The 20,799-nt window shown below is 59.1% G+C and carries 16 protein-coding genes and 2 tRNA genes; 12 read left to right on the forward strand and 6 right to left on the reverse strand.

Features of this window, described 5'->3' with window-relative positions:
- Nucleotides 1-159: 159 nt before the first annotated feature.
- Together AB8B33_RS07080 and AB8B33_RS07085 are read right to left on the reverse strand one after the other, a co-directional pair.
- Nucleotides 160-1,047, reverse strand: a complete 888-nt coding sequence (locus tag AB8B33_RS07080) for a helix-turn-helix domain-containing protein (protein WP_439014820.1) — start codon at nt 1,045-1,047, stop codon at nt 160-162.
- A 336-nt stretch (nt 1,048-1,383) separates the two neighbouring features.
- Nucleotides 1,384-1,458: transfer RNA gene (locus AB8B33_RS07085), tRNA-Asn, on the reverse strand.
- Between the two features lie 118 nt (nt 1,459-1,576).
- Between AB8B33_RS07085 and AB8B33_RS07090 the strand changes: the two genes are divergently transcribed.
- Nucleotides 1,577-1,870, forward strand: coding sequence for a membrane protein (locus tag AB8B33_RS07090; protein WP_037106437.1), 294 nt, complete (start codon nt 1,577-1,579; stop codon nt 1,868-1,870).
- Between the two features lie 100 nt (nt 1,871-1,970).
- On the opposite strand, the gene AB8B33_RS07095 is transcribed toward AB8B33_RS07090, so the two are convergent.
- Complete coding sequence (locus tag AB8B33_RS07095) at nt 1,971-2,360, reverse strand: KTSC domain-containing protein (protein ID WP_439014821.1); 390 nt, start codon at nt 2,358-2,360, stop codon at nt 1,971-1,973.
- A gap of 460 nt (nt 2,361-2,820) precedes the next feature.
- Here AB8B33_RS07095 and AB8B33_RS07100 point away from each other — a divergent pair.
- A tRNA-Cys gene (locus AB8B33_RS07100) sits at nt 2,821-2,894 on the forward strand.
- A gap of 71 nt (nt 2,895-2,965) precedes the next feature.
- On the opposite strand, the gene AB8B33_RS07105 is transcribed toward AB8B33_RS07100, so the two are convergent.
- Nucleotides 2,966-3,256, reverse strand: a complete 291-nt coding sequence (locus AB8B33_RS07105; RefSeq protein WP_037106434.1) for a hypothetical protein — start codon at nt 3,254-3,256, stop codon at nt 2,966-2,968.
- A gap of 472 nt (nt 3,257-3,728) precedes the next feature.
- On the opposite strand from AB8B33_RS07105, the gene AB8B33_RS07110 reads away from it, so the two are divergent.
- The 6 genes from AB8B33_RS07110 to exoR all read left to right on the forward strand — a co-directional run bounded on the left by AB8B33_RS07110 (nt 3,729) and on the right by exoR (nt 11,675).
- Nucleotides 3,729-4,394, forward strand: a complete 666-nt coding sequence (locus AB8B33_RS07110) for a protein-L-isoaspartate O-methyltransferase family protein (protein ID WP_439014822.1) — start codon at nt 3,729-3,731, stop codon at nt 4,392-4,394.
- 231 nt (nt 4,395-4,625) lie between these two features.
- Nucleotides 4,626-5,522 carry a DUF2497 domain-containing protein gene (locus AB8B33_RS07115; RefSeq protein WP_439014823.1) on the forward strand — a complete coding sequence of 299 codons (897 nt, stop codon included), beginning with the start codon at nt 4,626-4,628 and terminating at the stop codon, nt 5,520-5,522.
- Between the two features lie 119 nt (nt 5,523-5,641).
- Entirely contained in the window at nt 5,642-8,485 is a 2,844-nt protein-coding gene (locus AB8B33_RS07120) for a valine--tRNA ligase (protein ID WP_439014824.1), read from the forward strand.
- A 390-nt stretch (nt 8,486-8,875) separates the two neighbouring features.
- The gene (locus AB8B33_RS07125) at nt 8,876-10,156 is read left to right on the forward strand and encodes an OmpP1/FadL family transporter (RefSeq protein ID WP_113325714.1); all 1,281 of its coding nucleotides are present in this window, start codon (nt 8,876-8,878) and stop codon (nt 10,154-10,156) included.
- 32 nt (nt 10,157-10,188) lie between these two features.
- A complete protein-coding gene (locus tag AB8B33_RS07130) occupies nt 10,189-10,869 on the forward strand; it encodes a hypothetical protein (RefSeq protein WP_439014825.1) in 681 nt (226 codons plus the stop codon).
- 2 nt (nt 10,870-10,871) lie between these two features.
- Complete coding sequence (gene exoR, locus AB8B33_RS07135; RefSeq protein ID WP_113325715.1) at nt 10,872-11,675, forward strand: exopolysaccharide production regulator ExoR; 804 nt, start codon at nt 10,872-10,874, stop codon at nt 11,673-11,675.
- 75 nt (nt 11,676-11,750) lie between these two features.
- Here the strand turns inward: exoR and xth are convergent, their stop codons facing one another.
- Nucleotides 11,751-12,542 carry an exodeoxyribonuclease III gene (gene xth, locus AB8B33_RS07140; protein WP_113325716.1) on the reverse strand — a complete coding sequence of 264 codons (792 nt, stop codon included), beginning with the start codon at nt 12,540-12,542 and terminating at the stop codon, nt 11,751-11,753.
- A 130-nt stretch (nt 12,543-12,672) separates the two neighbouring features.
- Entirely contained in the window at nt 12,673-13,005 is a 333-nt protein-coding gene (gene erpA / locus AB8B33_RS07145) for an iron-sulfur cluster insertion protein ErpA (RefSeq protein ID WP_007815592.1), read from the reverse strand.
- Between the two features lie 220 nt (nt 13,006-13,225).
- Between erpA and AB8B33_RS07150 the strand changes: the two genes are divergently transcribed.
- From AB8B33_RS07150 to nagZ, 4 genes are all read left to right on the forward strand, one after another.
- A complete protein-coding gene (locus AB8B33_RS07150; RefSeq protein ID WP_113325717.1) occupies nt 13,226-14,443 on the forward strand; it encodes a deoxyguanosinetriphosphate triphosphohydrolase in 1,218 nt (405 codons plus the stop codon).
- A gap of 62 nt (nt 14,444-14,505) precedes the next feature.
- Nucleotides 14,506-16,263 (forward strand): arginine--tRNA ligase, encoded by a 1,758-nt coding sequence (gene argS / locus AB8B33_RS07155; RefSeq protein ID WP_439014826.1) that lies wholly within the window; start codon nt 14,506-14,508, stop codon nt 16,261-16,263.
- Between the two features lie 62 nt (nt 16,264-16,325).
- Nucleotides 16,326-19,655, forward strand: coding sequence for an SPOR domain-containing protein (locus tag AB8B33_RS07160; protein ID WP_439014827.1), 3,330 nt, complete (start codon nt 16,326-16,328; stop codon nt 19,653-19,655).
- A gap of 108 nt (nt 19,656-19,763) precedes the next feature.
- Nucleotides 19,764-20,777 carry a beta-N-acetylhexosaminidase gene (gene nagZ / locus AB8B33_RS07165; protein ID WP_439014828.1) on the forward strand — a complete coding sequence of 338 codons (1,014 nt, stop codon included), beginning with the start codon at nt 19,764-19,766 and terminating at the stop codon, nt 20,775-20,777.
- The last annotated feature ends 22 nt before the right edge of the window (nt 20,778-20,799 follow it).

The following is a 20,799-nucleotide window of genomic DNA, read 5'->3' on the forward strand; positions in this document are numbered from 1 at the left end:
CTCCCTTTTCGTTCGGGGATTAATGCTTCCCGTTCGATGAGACAGGTGTAGGCCGGAAGGCGCTTTGCGGTATTTCCATCTCTTGCTGCAGTATTTGCAGATCTTGCGCTCGGACTGCGCACGAAGGGGCCGGCGAACGCGTCAAGACGGCGGATATTGCTAGGAGGTGAAGAGCGTGCGGTACTGGCCAGGCGTCAAGCCGGTCATCTTGCGGAAGACGCGGGTGAAATTGGCCTGCGAGCCGAAGCCGGCGTCGATAGCGATCTCCACCAGCGAGGACTGCGCGAGTCGCAGCTTCTCCTTGGCCGCCTCGATCCGTCGCTGGGTGACGTAGCGATGCGGGGCGAAACCGGTGGCCGCACGAAACGTGCGGGAAAAGTGAAAGGGACTGAGGCAAGCCTCTGCAGCAAGGTCTTCCAGCGAGATCTCCGCCGCGATGCGAGCCTCGATGAAATCGAGGACGCGCCGCAGCCGTTTCGGATCGATGGTCGGTGTCCGAGTCGGCGGACGCCAGTGGGCGGACGAATAGGTGCCGAGCAAATGCGCCGCCAGAGCGAGCTGAATCCCGTCGAGAAACAGACGGTCTGTCGCCTCCAGTTTTCGATTCAGCACGCCACGAAAGAGCTCACCGATCTGCAAGACCACCGGATCGGGGACACCGCCCGCATAGGCGAGCTGCACCTTGGCCGGGTCGATGTCGAAGTTCGAAAGCGCGCTCTCACCGACAAGCGATGGCGGCAGGAAGATGTGAAGGGACTCGGGCATGGTGCCGACGATCTCTACGGCGCTCTCATTGACCCCGGCGGGACATACCCATGCGACGCCGGGGCGGGCGATAGCCTCCCGCCGGTGACCGTCGCCGGTCCACCTGATCTTCGACTGACCAGACAGCAGGACTGCTATTTCCGTGCATTCGAGGGTGAGATCGACCTGCCAGCCCGGATCGAAATGCCGGAGCTCGACCTGCAGCCCGGAACATTCGATAAGCCCGCCCACCTGCTTGCTGGTCGGATATTTTCTGTCCCCTTGCGACGCGTCGAAATCCATGTCGCATCCTCGTCTTGAAGGCAGGTCTGGAAATTTGAACCATTCAGCATCGACGAGCCGATTGCTGCCGCCACGCTGCCGTCTGCAATTCTATTTTGATTTATGAATGAAACTTCCGGACACGGGCCACGCTGATATCACGAGCCCGCGCATTGCGATCAGGATTTTGACGAAAATTCAGGCGAGTGCAAGTGTCATAGCCCGAACTGCTGGTATCAGCATCTTGGCCGTAGAACGTCACGATCTCGTTGGCTTGTCGGCGAAAACTACGGGGAATGTATCGAGAAAGCGCCTGCTTCGGAATATTCGACGAAAACAGGCGCTTATCTCTAAAACTGGCTCCCCGGGCCGGATTCGAACCGGCGACCTGTCGATTAACAGTCGAATGCTCTACCGCTGAGCTACCAGGGATCACCGCTTGGCCGCGGCGTGAGCGGGGTAATACAAATGCTTTCCCGATTTGCCAAGCAGTTTTTTCAAAAAAATGAAATCAGCTTGTATTCGCGGCGCTTGAGCCCATCTTTTGTGGATGACTAGCAGGAAAAATGGGCCGAAAAAGGCCGGAGAAAAACGTTTCGGGATCGATCACAAGGATGGCAAGCTGGTTCTCGGCTCGCTGCGGGTGCCGATGCCGCGCTCGCGCATCGCACGCATGACGACCGGAGCGCTGCTCATTTTCGGCGGCATTCTGGGCTTTTTGCCTGTCCTCGGGTTCTGGATGCTGCCGCTGGGCTTCCTCGTCTTATCCCACGACCTGCCGATAGCACGCAGATGGCGGCGACGCGTCGCGGTCTGGTGGCATCGCCGAAAGCGCCCTGCGTGAAGTCGCCAAGGAAGCCATAACCGACCATGCCGACGACGGGCGCTGATTGAACTGCCTGCCGGTAGATCGGCGCACTGCGGTTGCGCGGTGGTGGGCACCATCACTGCGGAAAGACGGCGGGCCTTTCGCCAGAGGCGGGAGAGGTCGTGCCCGACTCTGTGATCTCCGACAGGTGGATTGGCAGTTCGCCATTTTCCTCAAGCGCCGTCGCCGTAATCACGAGTGTGCCGACGAGAATGATCAGCAGCTTCACCGCATTGGGGCTGAGGTTGGCTTTCCGCCACCAGCCGGTCTGAATACGCGAAGGCTCGAGGTAATATTTATAGTAAAATTCCGGATCGCTGGTTTCGACGAGATTGTCATAGATATGCGACGGCACTCCGACATGCCGGACTGGGCGGCGGCCGGCGAATTTGGCATGAAGAACCTGGGTTTCTGGATCGTAGGATACGGCGCGGATCTGTTTGGAATTCAACGGCACCCAATTCATCTCTGCTCCTGTCTCTCCCACAGGCAGCATGGAATGACGATTCTGAAAGTCAAGTTAAGAATTCGTTACTAATGTTTGAGGTGATATTTCGATTTATCTAATATAATGGAAGTGAGGGCGTTGTTGCGATCGCAGATCGCACCTCCTGGATGAATATAAGTGATAGGCTAAACTCATTGAGATATGCCTATTGTGCAATTCGGATAGCCTGGAGGCCTGTCTGAGCAGCTGTTAGCCTAATTGTTGTTCAACCGAGCGCGAATTTCCAGCAGAATGGGTCTTTTATCATCAGCTATGCGTGCGGCTGTCGCGGCGCCCTTCGAGACTGGATCGGCCCTTGTTCTATATGCGCTGGATGTGGCCGGAGTTTGAAATTGCAGGAAATGTTTTTGGAAAGCCCTCTTGCGATTTCCTTACGATCATTCTAAACGCTCGCCACGGCTAACATGACAGCCTGTGAGGCCTCGTGGCGGAGTGGTGACGCAGAGGACTGCAAATCCTTGTACCCCGGTTCAATTCCGGGCGAGGCCTCCAAAAAATTCCACCGACATAGAAATCCGATCCGCTTCAGAAATGAGGCGCGGCATCGATTCGGCAGTCTCGCATCACCAGATGCCGGGAACTTGGGCGAAATCGAATTGGGCTGGTTTGATGCCGGTGAGTGAATAAAGCGCCCGCAATCCGCCGCTACGCAGGCCCGCCAGATAGCTGGCATCGTCCTCTGCCGTTGGGTTCTCTATCTGCACATCGGGGCCGAGCAGTCGCTGCAGCGCCTGCGCTGAGATACGTGTGAAATTGCAGATGGCGCCGCTTTTGAACTTCACAAGCAGCAGCCGCGCTTCCGGATTGTAGTGAAGCGCTTCGATATCTGGCGATTGAATGGCGAATGTTTGCATGCGGCCAAACTAGCGAAAGCCGCGATTGGCGCAACAATATGGTTGATATAGAGTTAATGGCGCGATCGACTGTGCCGGCTTGATCCGACTGGACGCCGAAATCCATTTTTCCGGCGCGCCGAGCAGGCGGCCAGGAAACTTTTACTGAGAGAGTGCAATCTGTTCAGTTCATCTCGCGGTCCAGGAGCCCGCAGCAGAATATGCCGACGAGTGCTGCGCCGATGAAAAAGTCGAACAGCGTAAAATATTCCAGAATGGCAGACATGGCCTGCTCCTCCTCATTTCCTCCGGTTAGAACAGTATCATGAAATCGCAATTTACTCCACGCAGAAGTTGCAGCTATCGTTTTTCAGCTGTTGCATGTGGGAAGGGGTTTCCGGGATTCTTCAAACGGGTCTCCGGCAAGCCTTGAAAGCATTCGTGCCGGAGATTAAGAGACGGAAGACAGAACCGCTTTCATCGGCGAGAGGATATGATGGATTTCGAAGCAGCACGCGTAAAGATGGTCGACAACCAGGTCCGCACCACGGACGTTACCTCGCATTCGGTGCTGACGGCCTTCCTCACCGTCCCGCGCGAAGCATTCGTGCCGGAGAAGGCGAAGGTGCTGGCTTATATCGACAATGATATCGAGATTGCTCCGGCAACCGCCGGCAATCCGGGCCGTTTCATCATGGAGGCGTCGCCGCTCGCCAAGCTGCTGCAGCTCGCCGCCGTCACCAAGGATGATGCCGTTCTCGAAGTCGGCGCTGGCACGGGGTACGCCTCCGCGCTGCTGTCGCTGATCGCGGGCTCCGTCGTGGCGCTCGAATCGGACGAGACCCTTGCGGCTGAAGCCAAGGCAAATCTCGCCGGCTATGCAAATGTGCAGGTGGCGACTGGCCCGCTTGAGAAGGGTAATGCCGCCGGCGCTCCCTATGATCTGATCTTCATCAACGGTTCGGTTGAAGAGGTTCCCGCGGCACTTCTCGGCCAGCTGCAGGATGGCGGCCGTCTCGTTGTCGTGCAGGGTTATGGCAATGCTGCCCGCGCGAAAGTCTTCGTCAGCGAGCGCGGGGCTGTTTCCGAAAACGTCTTCTTCAATGCTTCGGTCAAGCCGCTGCCCGGTTTCGCCAAGGCTCGTGAATTCGTATTCTAAGGCGTTTCTACCGCCGATTTTTTTGAGCGGGCGCCATGGGCGCCCGTTTTCGTTTCGGCTGTCTTAAAAGCCTTCACAGACTTCGCTTACACTTGGGTAACAAAACTGTGCATGGCTGCATTTGTTTGATTCGCGCTGATTTTTTTCCCCTTTGGGGTATTCTAAGGTCATGGTGATTCGGGTGCATGCTCCACGCCATCCGGTCGTTGTTAAGGGATAACGGGGATAGATATGGCTCAGCCAGGTGTAGTGCGTGAACCGTCCATGGAAGAGATCCTGGCCTCCATTCGCCAGATCATCGAAAGCAATGAGCCAGGCGCCGGAAAGGCGATTTCCGCCTCGCTTCCTCCCGTTTACGGTGCGGAAGAGGACAACGACTCCGAAATCCATCTGACGGTTGACGATACCTATGCCGGCGTCGAGTTCCCGGAGCCGTCTGCGCTGCGTCCCGATCCGCGTTTCGTCGCTGCAAATTCTGCCGGTATTGCGCCTGAGCCGGAAATGCCGGCCCGCGCCATGTCACTTGCCGACGTCGCAGCCCGCGTCCGTGCTGCTTCAGAGCGTAACGCCGTTCAGGCCGGCCAGGCTCTCCGTGACATGCCGCGTGATATGCCCCAGGTGTTCCGCGAACCGCAGCCGCAATTCGAGCCGCAGTCAGCTTATGACGCGCCGCACGCAGCGCCCACCCCCCGCCCGGTCGAGCCGGCTCCGGCTCCCCGCGTTGCCCCCGTCCCCCATTATGCGCCCGAGCCTGCGCCGGTCTTTGCCGAGCAGCGCCTGCCCGAGGTTCCGCAGCCCGCGCTCGTCGAGGAGGCACCCATGCTTCCCGTCGTCGAACAGCGCGTCGAGCCGGTGGCCTTCCAGCCTGCCGAAGTTACACCTTTGCGTGTAGCGGAAGACGTTCAGCCGTCACTTCTGTCCCAGAACACTGGCCTGCAGGTTGCCCGTTCCTTCGAAGAGCTCGCCGCTGCCATCGATGGCGCAGCCGAGCGCCGCTCGCTGGATGAGATTGCCGAAGACATGCTGCGGCCGATGCTGCGCGAATGGCTAGACGACAATCTGCCGACGCTCGTCGAACGCCTCGTGCGCGAAGAGATCGAACGTGTGGCGCACGGCCCGCGCCGCTGATCGGAAACGCTTTTTCCAGACAAGAGCCGCTCCGGTCTCCGGGGCGGCTTTTTTATTGACTTGGCCGTAACCATCCTATTTACAAAACGCCCATCCTCGAACCTCGAATTGGTCAGAAAATGCTCGAAAAGACCTACGATTCCGCCGCCGTCGAACCGAAAATCGCTGCGAAATGGGATGAGGCCGATGCCTTCCGCGCCGGCGCCAATGCCAAGCCGGGCGCCGACAGCTTCACCATCGTCATCCCGCCGCCGAACGTGACCGGTTCGCTGCACATGGGTCATGCGCTGAACAACACGCTGCAGGACGTCATGGTGCGGTTCGAGCGCATGCGCGGCAAGGATGTGCTCTGGCAGCCGGGCATGGACCATGCCGGCATCGCCACGCAGATGGTTGTCGAGCGCAAGCTGATGGAACAACAGCTTCCCGGCCGCCGCGAGATGGGCCGCGATGCCTTCATCGAAAAGGTTTGGGAGTGGAAGGGTGAATCGGGCGGCCTGATCTTCAACCAGCTGAAGCGTCTCGGCGCTTCCTGTGACTGGTCGCGTGAGCGCTTCACCATGGACGAGGGCCTGTCGCAGGCAGTTCTCGAAGTCTTCGTCACGCTCTACAAGGAAGGGCTGATTTACAAGGATAAGCGCCTCGTCAACTGGGATCCGAAGTTGCTGACAGCGATTTCCGACATGGAAGTCGAGCAGATCGAGCTCAAAGGCAATCTCTGGCATCTGCGCTATCCCCTGGAAGACGGCGTCACCTACCAGTATCCAATCGCTTTTGATGAGGAGGGCAAGCCCACCGAATTCGAAACGCGCGACTACCTCGTGGTTGCGACCACGCGGCCGGAGACGATGCTTGGCGATACCGGCGTTGCAGTTAATCCCAAGGACGAGCGCTACAAGTCGATCGTCGGCAAGCATGTCATCCTGCCGATCGTTGGCCGACGCATTCCGATCGTTGCTGACAGCTACGCCGATCCAACCGCCGGCAGCGGCGCGGTCAAGGTTACGCCGGCGCATGACTTCAACGACTTCGACGTCGGCAGGCGCACCGGGCTGCGTGTCATCAACATCATGAATGTCGACGCCACGATTACCATCAAGGACAATGAGGATTTCCTGGAAGGTCTCGATCATCCGGCCGCCTTGCATGGCGCCTGGGACCGGCTGGAAGGCCAGGATCGTTTCGCTGCACGAAAGATCATTGTCGAGATTTTCGAGGAAGCCGGCCTGCTCGACAAGATCGAGCCGCATAAGCATATGGTTCCGCATGGCGATCGTGGTGGCGTGCCGATCGAGCCGCGTCTGACCGAGCAATGGTGGGTTGACAACAAGACCCTTGCCAAGCCTGCCATTGCCTCTGTTCGCGAGGGCCGGACAAAGTTCGTCCCGAAGAACTGGGAAAATACTTATTTCCAATGGATGGACAATATCCAGCCATGGTGCATCTCACGTCAGCTCTGGTGGGGGCACCAGATTCCGGCCTGGTATGGCCCGGATGGTCAGGTTTTCGTCGAGAAGACCGAAGAGGAGGCGCTGCAGGCCGCCATCCAGCACTACCTGTCGCATGAAGGACCGATGAAGGCCTATGTCGAGGACCTGCTTGAGAACTTCAAGCCGGGCGAGATTCTGGTACGTGACGAAGACGTGCTCGACACCTGGTTCTCTTCGGCCCTCTGGCCGTTCTCGACACTTGGCTGGCCGGACAAGACGCCCGAACTGGAGCGATATTACCCGACCAGCGTTCTTGTCACCGGTTTCGATATCATCCCGTTCTGGGTTGTTCGCATGATGCAGATGGGCCTGCATTTCATGAAGGACGAGGACGATAACCCGGTCGAGCCGTTCCATACCGTCTATATTCACGCTCTGGTGCGCGACAAGAACGGGCAAAAGATGTCGAAGTCCAAGGGCAACGTCATCGACCCGCTCGAACTGATCGACGAATATGGTGCCGATGCCCTGCGCTTTACCCTGGCGATCATGGCAGCCCAAGGCCGCGACGTGAAGCTCGACCCGGCTCGCATCGCCGGCTACCGCAATTTCGGCACCAAGCTCTGGAACGCCACGCGCTTTGCCGAAATGAACGGCGTCAAGAGCGATCCGCATTTTGTGCCGGAAGCAGCCGAGCTCACCATCAACCGCTGGATCCTGACGGAGCTTGCCCGCACGGAACGTGACGTTACGGAAGCGCTTGAAGCCTACCGCTTCAACGATGCCGCCGGTGCGCTCTATCGTTTCGTCTGGAACCAGTTCTGCGATTGGTATCTCGAACTTCTGAAGCCGGTCTTCGGAGGTGAAGACGAGGGTGCGAAGGCCGAAGCTCAAGCGTGCAGCGCTTATGTTCTGGAAGAGATCTACAAGCTGCTGCACCCCTTCATGCCCTTCATGACCGAAGAGCTGTGGGCGCACACGGCGGGTGAGGGCCAGGAACGTGACGGCTTGCTCTGCCACGCCGAATGGCCGTCGCCGTCTTATGCCGACAATGCTGCGGCCGATGAGATCAACTGGCTGATCGACCTCGTTTCCGGCATCCGCTCGGTCCGCTCGGAAATGAACGTGCCGCCGTCGGCCACCGCGCCGCTCGTCGTCGTTGGCGCCAACAGCCTGACGCGTGAACGGCTGTTCCGTCACGACGCGGCCATCAAGCGCCTGGCGCGTGTCGAGGGTATCTCACTGGCGGAATCCGCACCGAAGGGTGCTGCTCAGATCATCGTCGCAGAAGCGACCGCCTGCTTGCCGCTTGGCAATCTGATCGATCTCGCGGCGGAAAAGAACCGTCTCGAAAAGGCGATTGCAAAGGCCGAGGGCGAGATCGCCCGCATCGATGGCAAGCTCTCGAATGAGAAGTTTGTCGCCAATGCCAACCCGGAAGTGGTGGAGGCGGAACGCGAGCGTCACGCCGAACTGACGAGCCAGATCGAAAGCCTGAGGACTGCTCTAGCGCGAGTTAGCGAAGCAGGATAATCGCGGGGAACGAGTATATTATTCCTGAAGGCGCGTTCCCTTGGAGCGCGCCTTTTGCGTTCAAAAGTATGATGATTCTCTTAAATTTGGCCCGTTAGGGCCGCAACCACTGTGGATATCACCCATTTTGGGCATGCTGTGCGCGAAAACTAACACTGTTGTCAGTTTGATACAGCTTCCACTCTTGATGGAAAAAGAATCTAACAGGCCCTTAAAAATCCAGAGATGGAAGAATAGAATTTTATCCATCCGATTTTTTGACGTGCCCGTCAATTAGTTACGTAAATTAGTCATAACGCAACTTCGCGTCGCAGCGGGGCGCCTCGTTGCGATTTGTTAAGTTCACTAGCACAGTGTGATTACATCAATTGCTTGAGTGGGGGAGACACAATGGCAGCGCGTATGTTTTTCAGGGGCGTAACATCGCTCGTTATCCTTTCGGCGCTCGCTTCACCGTCCTTTGCGGGTGGTCTGGAGCGCGGCGGCTATAATATCGATCAGTTGTTCGATACCTCGCCCTTCTCGTTTCAATCGGGCGTTATTTATGTCACGCCCCAGCGCAAGCTGAAGAATGCTCGCGACACGGATACCTCTGTATCTCCAGGGGGGGGCAATCTGAACAGCCGTTCGAGCACCGCCGACGATACCGCGAATTACGCCGTTCCCTATATTGGCTTCAAGGCCGGTTTCGGCGATGCGATCGACTGCCTTGTCGACTATTCCGAGCCCTTCGGCGGGCACACCGATCCCGGCTTGAACTGGGCTGGCGCCAACAACAATATCGAGACGGAGATCAAAACCCGTAATTATGGCGGCACCTGCTCCTATCGCTTCGATGTCGGTCCGGGACAGCTTCGCTTCATCGGCGGCGCCTTCTATCAGGAAGTCGAGGGCTTCAAGGAGCGTCTGGTTTCGACGGTTCCGCTTCTGGTCGGTACGGGTAATGGCATCGGTCGCCTCGATCTCGAAGACAATGGCTGGGGCTGGCGCGCCGGTCTCGCATACGAGATCCCGGAATATGCGATGCGCGCGAGCCTCGTCTATAACAGCCGCGTCAAGTACGACAACCTGACGGGCACGGTAGATCTGACCCAGGTTACCGCACCTTTTGCGCCGCTGAATGCTGCGCCTTACGGACGCGTCACGCCCGTTTTCGGTTCCGCCGAAGCGCCGGATTCGTTGGAATTGAAGCTGCAGAGCGGTATCGCTCCGGATTGGCTCGCTTTCGGTTCGGTCAAATGGACGAACTGGAGTGTCCTTCAGTCCGTGCCCTTCTGCCCGACATCGACAAAGGGCGTGATCGCCTGCACATCTGGCGGTAAGACAGAACTGACTTCGCTCGACCTTCTCTATCGCGACGGCTGGACCATCACCGGTGGCGTCGGCCACAAGTTCAATGACCAATGGGCAGGCGCCGTCAGCCTGACCTGGGATCGTGGCACCAGCCAGGGCTATGGCGCTCAGACCGATAGCTGGACACTCGGTGTCGGTGCAGCCTTCACGCCGACCGAGCACATCGAATGGCGCGTCGCCGGTGCCGTCGGCGTGCTGACGAGTGGTTCGTCTGGCGTCGTGACACAGAATGGCGTCACGTTTGGAGATGATGTCTCCTATTCCTTTGGCAACGATCTGGTTGCTGCGCTATCGACCAGCCTAAAGGTCAAGTTTTAATTCCCTGATTTGAAGAATTGAGGAGCCCGGCAGTGCCGGGCTCTTCTTTGTTTGCCGCTCTTAATCATTCCATCTTCTCGCCTCGTTTTGTGACGATTCAGCAACACTTTTTTACGACGGTTCGCGTATGGTGTCGGCGGGGCGAATTTGTCCATTTCCCGCCACAAAGAGGGCGCAGCGCTATTAGCGGGCGAGGAGATGACAAGCGTAGGGTGTGCGTAAGCAGTAGCATGGGTCGAGTTTTTTCCGGTAACGCCAGGTATCGCGATGGCGCGGGCGAGAAGCCAGCGGCAGCAGCCGTTTTGCTTTTCGCCAAAGGCATTTCCGGCCGGAAATCCGCCCCTTCGGTAGTGTTGCAGATTTACTCGTTTCAATCATTTTCAGTCTCCCGGCATGAAGCTTCGTTCCCCACGGAAGAGTGCGATACCGGTTTGGTCACATTTGCTGTTTACGAAGACGATAAAGGCGGACGGGTGGGGACCTGGGTCGCGAAAGGAGTACCGCAGGCATCACATGCGGGCCGTGCCGGAAGCCGGATGGTTCACAAGGATGTGCTGGTTTTGAAAGAGGGGTATGGGGCTGGAAGCGACGCGGGTAAAGGGGCCTTGGAGCCCGCCGCGGGATCGCTCGCCTGGAAGGAATGCATCCACGCGGGCAGAACGGCGAAAAAAAGCCGCCGCCAGGCGTCTGTGATGAACGAAAGAAACCGGTAAAGATGGTAACGTCCGAGTTCAGATTGTTCAAATTCATGCTGCTCAGCATGTCGATGGCCGTTTCGCTGGCCCTGGCCTGTCCGGTCCTGGCATTCGACATCAAGACGGGCGTGACGAAGGAATCGGGGCCCTTCGATCTCTTCAAATTCGGTTTCAAAGCTTACAAGAACGGTCAGAAGGAAGAGGCGGTCGAGGCCTATAAATACGCCGCCGAAAAGGGCCACACCGGTTCGCGCTGGGCGCTCGCCAATATGTATGCTGACGGCGACGGTGTCGCGCAGGACGATTTCGAGGCCTTCAAGATCTACAGCGAGATTGCACAGCAGGGCGTGGAGCCTGGCTCGGAGGATACCGGCTTCTTCATCAACGCGCTGCTGTCGCTTGCCAACTACTACAAGCACGGCATTTCCGGCAGCCCGGTGAAGATCGATCTCAATCAGGCCCGCCAGCTCTATTTCCAGGTTGCCTCCACCTTCGGCGTTCCCGAGGCGCAGTTCCAGCTAGCGCAGATGATGCTGGCTGGCGAGGGCGGTAGCGCCAATGTCAATCAGGCCAAGAAATGGCTCAATCAGGCCCGCAAGAGCGGCCATCCCGGCGCCATGGCGGTCTTCGGCAACATCCTCTTCGATGAAGGCCAGTCTGCTCGCGGTCTCGCGCTGATGACGGCGGCTCTCGATCGCTGTAAGCCGAAGGATTGCAGCTGGATGCAATCGCTTCAGGAAGATGCCTTCTCGATCGCCAGCGAAGCGGATCGGCGCACGGCCGTATCCCTGTCGCACACGATTGCGAGCGGCTCGGACGATTGAGTTTTCGAGCAATTACAGCAAAAGTGCTTAGCGGTTTTGCGTCCGGAATTGCGTAAAACGGAAGTGCTTTAAATCTCAGGCAGCGAAATCGAAGTAAGCGACGACGGGCACGTGGTCCGACGGCTTTTCCCAGGCACGCACATGCTTTTCGATGGCCGCTGACGTCATGCGGTCGGCGGCTTCCGGCGACAGCATCAAATGGTCGATGCGGATGCCGTTGTTCTTCGGCCAGGCGCCGGCCTGATAATCCCAGAAGGAATAGAGCGCCGTCGCATCGGTTGCCGAACGCACCGCATCGGCGAGACCGAGATTTTCCAGCCGGCGGAAGGCTTGGCGCGTCTGCGGCAGGAAGAGTGCATCGCTTTCCCAGACCTTCGGGTCGAAGCAGTCATGCGGCTCGGGAATGACATTGTAGTCGCCGGCCAGAATGAAAATTTCCTCGTATTCAAGGCGCTCGGCCGCGAACTTGCGCAGCCGTTCCATCCAGGCGAGCTTGTAGGGGTATTTTTCCGTTTCCGGCGGGTTGCCGTTCGGCAGGTAGAGGCAGCAGACGCGCGCCACCTTGTTGCCGGGCAAGGAGAAGACGGCTTCGAGAAAACGCGCCTGCTCATCGAGCGGATCGCCCGGCAGGCCGCGATTGACTTCGGATGGTGAGCTCTTGGAAAGAATGGCAACGCCGTTGAAGCCCTTCTGTCCATGCGTTTCGACATGGTAACCGAGCGCCTCGATTTCCAGCCGCGGGAAGCCTTCGTCGACCGTCTTGATTTCCTGCAGGCAGACGATATCAGGACTGGAATCCTTCAGCCATTGCGTGAGGTTGTCGATACGCGCCTTGACGCCATTGATGTTCCAAGTCGCGATCTTCATGGCTTCATCCTGCTCTCTGTGCTGAACGCTCTTTTATCTCGCTCCCGCGTCAGAGGACAAGACAAGAAACCGGCCGGAAGAAAATCTTCGGCCGGTTATCAATGGAAAGTCGTTCAAAGTCGTTCTTGGATCAGATCGCGAAGCTGGTGCCGCAGCCGCAGCTTGCCACCGCATTCGGATTCTTGATCTGGAAGGACTGGCCGAGCAGGTTGTCGACGAAATCAATCTCGGAGCCTGCCATGTAGACTAGCGAGAGACTGTCGATCAGCACCTTGGCATCATTCTTCTCGACGACGATATCGTCGTCAGCTGCGCCATCCACAAGATCGAACTTGTAGGAAAAGCCGGAACAGCCACCACCTTCGACGGAGACGCGCAGCGCGCTCTTGCCGGGATCGCTGCCGACGATAGCGGCAATACGCTTTGCCGCGGCATCGGAAAGGGTTACATTCACTTCAGTCATTCTTCCTCCTGCCGGGGTCAAGATCCGGAGAGAATTCTTTTTCGGCGTTTGATATTCAAACGCATGATATCAAAGAAACTTATCATGTTCCTTCGGTAAAGGACAGGATCTGGCGAAGCGGACAATGAAGCGCCTCTTTGCCGTTTCTGTAAGCTATAGGTATGAAGAGCGGATAGCCGCGTCAATGGGCAAGGCTACAACGCGTTAGTGACGGTGAAGAATGAGCTTCGACAGGCATGCATTGGGTTTCGGTTATGGCGAACGGGCGGCTTATGCGGCAGATCCATGGAACTCGCGCGGGCGTCTCTATCACGAGAGCGGCAGCCCGACGCGTTCCGATTTCCAGCGAGACCGCGATCGCATCATCCATACGACCGCCTTTCGCCGGCTGAAGCATAAGACGCAGGTTTTCATCGCCCAGGACGGCGACCATTACCGCACGCGCCTGACACACACGATAGAGGTAGCACAGATTGCCCGCGCGCTTGCCCGCGCCCTGAAGGCTGACGAGGACTTGGCCGAGGGCGTGGCGCTCGTCCACGATTTCGGCCATACGCCCTTCGGCCATACCGGCGAGGATGCGCTGCATGAAGAACTGCTGCCCTATGGCGGATTCGATCACAATGCCCAATCCTTGCGCATCGTCACCAAACTCGAGCGGCGTTATGCCGAATTCGACGGCATCAATCTGACCTGGGAAAGCCTCGAAGGCCTCGTCAAGCACAATGGTCCGCTGCTGACGGCCGATGGCGTCGGCACGCGTGGACCGGTGCCGCAGCCGATTCTTGATTATTGCGAGCTGCACGATCTGGAACTTGCGAGCTATGCGAGCCTGGAAGCCCAGGCAGCAGCGATTGCTGATGATATCGCCTACAATACCCACGACATCGATGACGGTCTGCGCTCGGGCTACCTGAATTTCGAGATGCTGGAGGAAATTCCGTTCCTTGCCGGGCTAATGGCCGAGGTAAGGGAGCGCTACCCGCATCTGGAGCCGAGCCGCTTCACGCATGAAATCATGCGCCGCCAGATCACGCGCATGGTTGAGGATGTCATCGGTGTGGCGCAGAAGCGCCTGGCAGAGCTGAAACCGCAGAGTGCCGATGATATCCGTAAGGCGGATCATGTGATTGCGACCTTTTCGGATGAGATGGCCGAGACCGACAGGCAGATCAAGGCGATGCTCTTCAAGCGCATCTACCGGAATGCAGATATTATGCGCATCCGCGCTGGTGCCGCCCAGATCGTCAAGGATCTCTTCGGCGCCTACATGGCCAATCCCAAGGAGATGCAAAGCCATTATTGGGTCGACCATATCGCCGGCCTTTCCGATGCGCCGAAAGCGCGGCATGTCGGCGATTATCTGGCCGGCATGACGGATACTTATGCCATCAGTGCCCACAGGCGATTGTTTGACCACACTCCGGATTTGCGATAGGCAGCGGGCGCCCGGCAGCCGCCGGCAAACCCGTTGGCACGGCCTGTGCATGGAAGAATGCGATGAACCTTTTTACCGATTTTGAAGCCAGGATTAAAAACGCCCTTGAACAGCTCGATCTGGTCAAGGAAAAGCGATCCGAGCTCGATTTCGGTCGCATTGCAGTCGAGCCGCCGCGTGATGCGAGCCACGGCGATGTGGCGACCAACGCCGCCATGGTGCTTGCCAAGCCGCTTGGCACCAATCCGCGCGCGCTTGCCGAAATCATCATTGCCAAGCTGCAGGAAGACACCGACGTCGCCGAGGTTTCGGTTGCCGGCCCGGGCTTCATCAATATCAGGCTCTCCGTCGGCTACTGGCAGCGCCTGCTTGCCTCGATGATCCAGTCAGGCACCGGCTACGGCCGCTCGGGCCTGGGGCAGGGCAAGAAGGTCAACGTCGAATATGTCTCGGCCAACCCGACGGGCCCCATGCATGTCGGTCATTGCCGCGGCGCCGTCGTCGGTGACGCGCTGGCAAACCTGCTTGCCTTTGCCGGCTACGATGTCGTCAAGGAATATTACATCAACGATGCCGGCTCGCAGATCGATGTGCTCGCTCGTTCCGTCTTCCTGCGTTACCGCGAGGCGCTCGGCGAGAAGATCGGCGAGATTCCGTCAGGTTTCTATCCCGGCGACTATCTGGTCCCGGTCGGAGAATCGCTCGCTGCCGAATATGGCGTGCGCCTGCACAACATGCCGGAAGAGCAGTGGATGCCGATCGTCAAGAATCGCGCCATCGAGATGATGATGGTGATGATCCGCGAGGATCTGGCCGCTCTCAACGTCCACCACGATATCTTCTTCTCCGAGCGCACGCTGCATGCCAACGGCGCGGCTGCCATTCGCACGGCGATCAACGACCTGACCTTCAAGGGCTATGTCTACAAGGGCACGCTGCCGCCACCGAAGGGCCAGCTTCCTGAGGATTGGGAAGACCGCGAACAAACGCTCTTCCGCTCGACTGAAGTCGGTGACGATATCGACCGTGCGCTGATCAAGTCGGACGGTTCCTATACCTATTTCGCTGCCGACCTTGCCTACTTCAAGAACAAGTTTGACCGCGGCTTCGACGAGATGATCTATGTGCTCGGCGCCGACCATGGTGGCTACGTCAAGCGTCTCGAGGCGGTTGCGCGCGGCGTTTCCGACGGTAAGGCGAAGCTGACGGTGCTGCTCTGCCAGCTCGTCAAGCTCTACCGTGACGGTGAGCCGGTGAAGATGTCGAAGCGCTCGGGCGATTTTGTCACATTGCGCGATGTCGTCGAAGAAGTCGGGCGTGATTCGGTCCGTTTCATGATGCTTTACCGCAAGAACTCGGAGCCGTTGGACTTCGATTTCGCCAAAGTAACGGAACAATCCAAAGATAATCCGGTCTTCTACGTGCAGTATGCGCATGCCCGCTGCATGTCCGTCTTCCGGCAGGCGAAGGAAGCCTTCCCGGATCTCGCCCCGACACCGGAGCTTTTGGCGCAATCCGTTGCAAGCATTACGGATTCTGCCGAATTGCAGCTGATTGCCAAGGCTGCAGAATTCCCGCGTATCGTCGAAAGTGCAGCCCAATCTCAGGAGCCGCATCGCATCGCATTTTACCTTTATGATCTTGCCAGCGCCTTCCATGCCCACTGGAACAAAGGTAAAGATCAGACTGAATTACGATTTGTTAACGATAAGAACCGAGAATCAAGTATTGCCAGACTTGGGCTGGTGTACGCTGTCGCGTCGGTTTTGAAGTCGGGACTTGCCATTACAGGTACTGCCGCACCGGACGAAATGCGATAACGTCACCATTTCCCCACAATGCGCTGGCATTGAAGTGTTTGCGTTTTTTGAGTGGGATGGGCATGGCTGATAAACGACTTGCGTATGACACGCGCGGTAAAGACGATATGTTTGCCGACGATGATCCGTTGGCTGAACTTGCTCGTATCGTCGGCTTTGAACCTCGAATTGCGGCCAATACTGTAGATGAGCCTCAGCGGCAGGAGCCGGTCCTCAATCTCGAGGACGAGCTTCTCCGTGAGTTCGAGCGTTACGATGCGCCGCGTCCCCTGGCTGATCTCGATCATCCGGCCGAGCCAATCGCTCAGGAAGTCGAAACCTACGACTATGCCGAGCCAGTCCACGAGGACGTGCCCTCCATAGGCGAGGAGCTCGCGCCGTCGGTTATGTCCGATTTCGAGACGCCTGTCGTCAAGCCCGAATTTTCTACGGAAACTGCCATAGCTCCCGAAGTAGCCGCGCCTGAGCCGGTCGCAGCCGAATGGGAAGCGCCTGTCGCCACCGACTGGGCTCCCGCTCCGTCAAAGCCTGTCGCTGTTTCCGCAGAACCTCCGGTTACCTTGACGGCCTATGGTGGCGCCCGCGATCTGATCGAAGAGCTTGAGCTTTCGATCGGCGGCGCTCTTCCTGTCGCTCCGGCCGTTCAGTCGCCGGCGAAGGCGCCGCAGTGGTCGGCTGCCAGCATTCGTCTGCCACTCGCCAATTTTCACGCGCCGCGTCGTGAAGAGCCGGTCGTCGAGACACCAGTTGTCGATACAACTGTTATTGAGCCGGCTCAGGCTCCGGTTGAAGCCTTGGTCGACGAGCCCGAGTTTGTTGCCGAACCGGAATTGACGGTCGAACCCGAAGTGGTTGCGCCTGAGGTAATTGAAGAGCCTCTGGCGGTCGCCGCGGTTGAAGCGGCAGATTTCGAGCCGGTTGCGGCCTCCTTCGGTTTTCCGGCCGAGATTGATCGCCACGAAGAAGTCGCCCTCCCTGAAGAGCCTGTCGCGACGTTCGAAGATGTTGCTGCCTTCGAAGAGCCGACCGAGCCCGACAATGCCGGTTTCGATCTGATTGCTGCGACCGCCGAAGGTGACGTCCATGCCGATGCAGCCTTGACGGAGGCGCCGCCGGAGTCAGCCTTTGATACGGATGCCTTTGATCTCGACGATCTTCTGGCGGATGTTTCCCGTTATCCCGTGCCGCAGCGTGCTGGTGCCTCCGTCGTGTCCGAACCTGTTGCCGCGACGCCTGAGACTGTTGCCACGCCACCGGTGCCGCAGCCGGTCTCGGCTCCTGCCGCGCCTGTTTTCCGGGCCCCCGTCTTTGATGCGCCCGTCTTTGAGGCCCCTATCTTCGAAGCGCCTGTCTTCGAAGCGCCCGTTGCTCGTGCACCGGCTCAGCCGACGGTGATTGCGCCTGTGCCGATGAGCCGTGCGACGCCCGTTCTTCGTCAACCCGAAGCGGTCGTTCGGGAGCCGATAGAGCCGGTGTCGCAGCCTATCGCGCCAGCGCCGGTCGTCGCGCGTCAGCCGGAACTGGAGGCCGAAGATCCCTTCGCCGGCCACGATTTCGAACTGGATCTCGCCGGCATCGAGCTGGAGCTCGCCGATCTCGATTTCTCTGAGCAGCCGGCTCCGCAGCCGAAGCCCGAGCCCGTGCGTGCAGCACCCTTGGTCGCAGCGCAGCCTGCGCCGCGTCCGCAGCCGCAATCCGCACCGGTTTTCGTGCCGGAGCCGCAGCCTGCTCCGGTGAGCTACGCCAAGCCGGCGCCGGCAAACGAATCCACCGATGATCTGCCCTTCGATCCCTCGATGATCTCCGATCCGGAAGAACGTCCCGAGACGGTCGAGGATATGCATGTTCCGACCCTGCCGCCTGTCGAGCATACGGAGCCGGTCACAAAGACCGCGGATTTCGATTTCGATCTCGATGCCGAGATCGCAAGCTTCTTCGAGCCTGCCAAGCGGCAGGAAAAAGCGCCGGTCGCCCCTGCCTGGGCGCCTCCGGCCGCTGCTGCATCGGCTGCCGCTGCGGTCAAACCGGCAAGCACCGCCTTCGCCGACGGTCTTGATGATTTCGAACGCGCGCTGGAAGAGGACTTCCGCCGCAGTGTGCGCGAGCCGGTCGAGCGCCGCGAGAACGTTTCCGAAGTCCATATCGAATCCGCAAGCCAGACTGCCGATTTCAACCGCGCTCGCTCCATGCGCCGCCTGCTGGCTGCAGCCGCCATGCTGGTCGTTTTTGCCGGTGGCGCTTACGGCGTCTACAGCTGGGTGTCCAACGGTGCCGGCCTCAGCATCGCCGGCTCCGGCGAGCCGCGCGTCATTACTGCCGACAAGGATCCGGTGAAGGTCGCTCCCGAAAATCCGGGCGGCAAGACCGTGCCGAACCAGGACAAGGCCGTCTATGATCGTGTCGCAGGTGCCGCCGAAGAGCCGAAGCAGAAGGCTCTGGTCTCCTCCGACGAACAGCCGGTCGATGTCGTTCAACGCACGCTGACGCCTGAAGTCTCGCCTGATGACGATGAAGGCAATGGCGATTCCGTGCTGCCGACTGCCGTCGGCGAGACGCAGGATCCGCGCTTGCTGCCCGACCACAACGCGACCGCGGACGCGTCCGCTGCCGATGACGATGCGACACCGTCCGTCTCGCCGCGCAAGGTCCGCACGATGATCGTCAAGCCGGACGGCACGCTCGTTGCCCGCGAGGAGCCGGCACCTGTCGAGCAATCCGCACCGGCCAATGAGGTGGCATCGGCAACGCCCGCAGCCCAGCCGGCAGCGACGCCGTCTGCTGCAAGCTTCCCGGCAAGCAACGGCAATCAGGTCGCGTCCACCGCTCTTCCGCCTGTCGGAACGACGCCTGCAGCCCAGCCGGCTCAGACGGCTAAGGTGGCTGAGGTGAACGCTGCCAACGCAAATCAGGTTGATCCGCCGGTTCGCGCAGTCAAGACGACACCGATCACCGATACAGCGTCGGCTGCGCCGACCGATACAGCGCCCGTCCCAACGGCTCGCCCGGCCGAACAGCCGGTCAATGTCGTCGGCACGGTAACCGAAAACGGCAATGTCCGCCCGACGGCTCAGCAGAAACCGACACAGGTCGCTTCCGCGCCGGCAGCAGCCGCTGCCCCGCCGTCACAGCAGGCTCCGACCGCCGCAAGCGGTGGCTACGGCATCCAGATCGCATCGCTGCCGTCAGAGGATGAAGCAAAGAAGTCCTACGCCAGCCTGTCGAAGAAGTTCGCTGGCGTGCTCGGTGGCCGTGCTTACGAAATCCGTAAGGCCGATATTGCCGGTAAGGGCACTTTCTACCGCGTCCGCATCCCGGCCGGCTCGAAGGATGAAGCTGCCGCCCTTTGCGAGCAGTATCGCTCTGCCGGTGGAAGCTGCCTCATCTCGCGCTGAGCTTTCTGGCTAGTCTTATCGGAGCGGCGGGCTTGTCCCGCCGTTCTTTTTTGTGGGATCGCGCTTGAGCTTGCTCGCAATTCGCGGGGTGGCCCTTATGATTCGAGTATGACCGAATCAAAAGCAATGATCCTCGGCTGCAGCGGCCTTAAGCTGACCGATGAAGAGAAGGCCTTCTACAAGGCTGAACGCCCTTGGGGCTTCATCCTTTTCGGACGAAATATTTCCGAAGCCCAGCAGATCAGCGATCTCGTTGCCGAGCTGCGCCAATGCGTCGGTTGGCACGCGCCCGTGCTGATCGATCAGGAAGGCGGCCGCGTCCAGCGCATCCGCCCGCCGATCCTGCAGCATTATCCGCCGGGACAGGCGCTTGGCGATCTCTATCGCCGCGACCGGGCGCTTGGGCTGCGCGCCGCCTGGCTGATGTCGCGCCTGCATGCCTTCGATCTCCAGAGGTTTGGCGTCAATGTCGATTGCCTGCCGGTATTGGACGTACCGGTCGAAGGCAGCAGCAACGTTATCGGCAACAGGGCTTATGGCGGCGATCCCGTCACCGTCACGGAAATGGGGCGGGCCGCAGCCGCGGGGCTGAAAGCCGGCGGCCTGCTGCCGGTCATGAAGCACATGCCGGGGCATGGGCGCGGTTTTGCGGATTCGCATCTGGAGCTGCCCGTCGTAACGGTGTCGCGCGAGGAGCTGGAAGCCCACGACTTCCCGCCCTTCGTTGCCATGAAGGACGAATTGATGGCGATGACCTGCCATGTCGTCTTCACGGCCATCGACCCGGATAATCCGGCCACCACCTCCCGCAAGGTGATCGATGAGGTGATCCGCACCGAGATCGGCTTCAAGGGACTGCTGTTGTCGGACGATACCTCGATGAACGCGCTTGCCGGCACAATCGGCGAACGAGCGGCGAATATCATTGCAGGCGGCTGTGATATCGTGCTGCACTGCAACGGCTATATGGACGAGATGCGTGAGGTCGTGGCAAATGTTCCGCCGCTGACAGGTCTTGCGCGCGAGCGGGCACGACTGGTCGAGGAAGGTTTCCCGACGGCCGATGCTACGGACGAGGCAGCGATAAGAGCAGAATTCGACGCGATGTTTGCGACAGCGTGAGCAGGGGCCTGAAAGGTAGGGT

It is taken from the genome of Rhizobium sp. 768_B6_N1_8 (genome assembly GCF_051811225.1).
Lineage (GTDB): Bacteria > Pseudomonadota > Alphaproteobacteria > Rhizobiales > Rhizobiaceae > Rhizobium.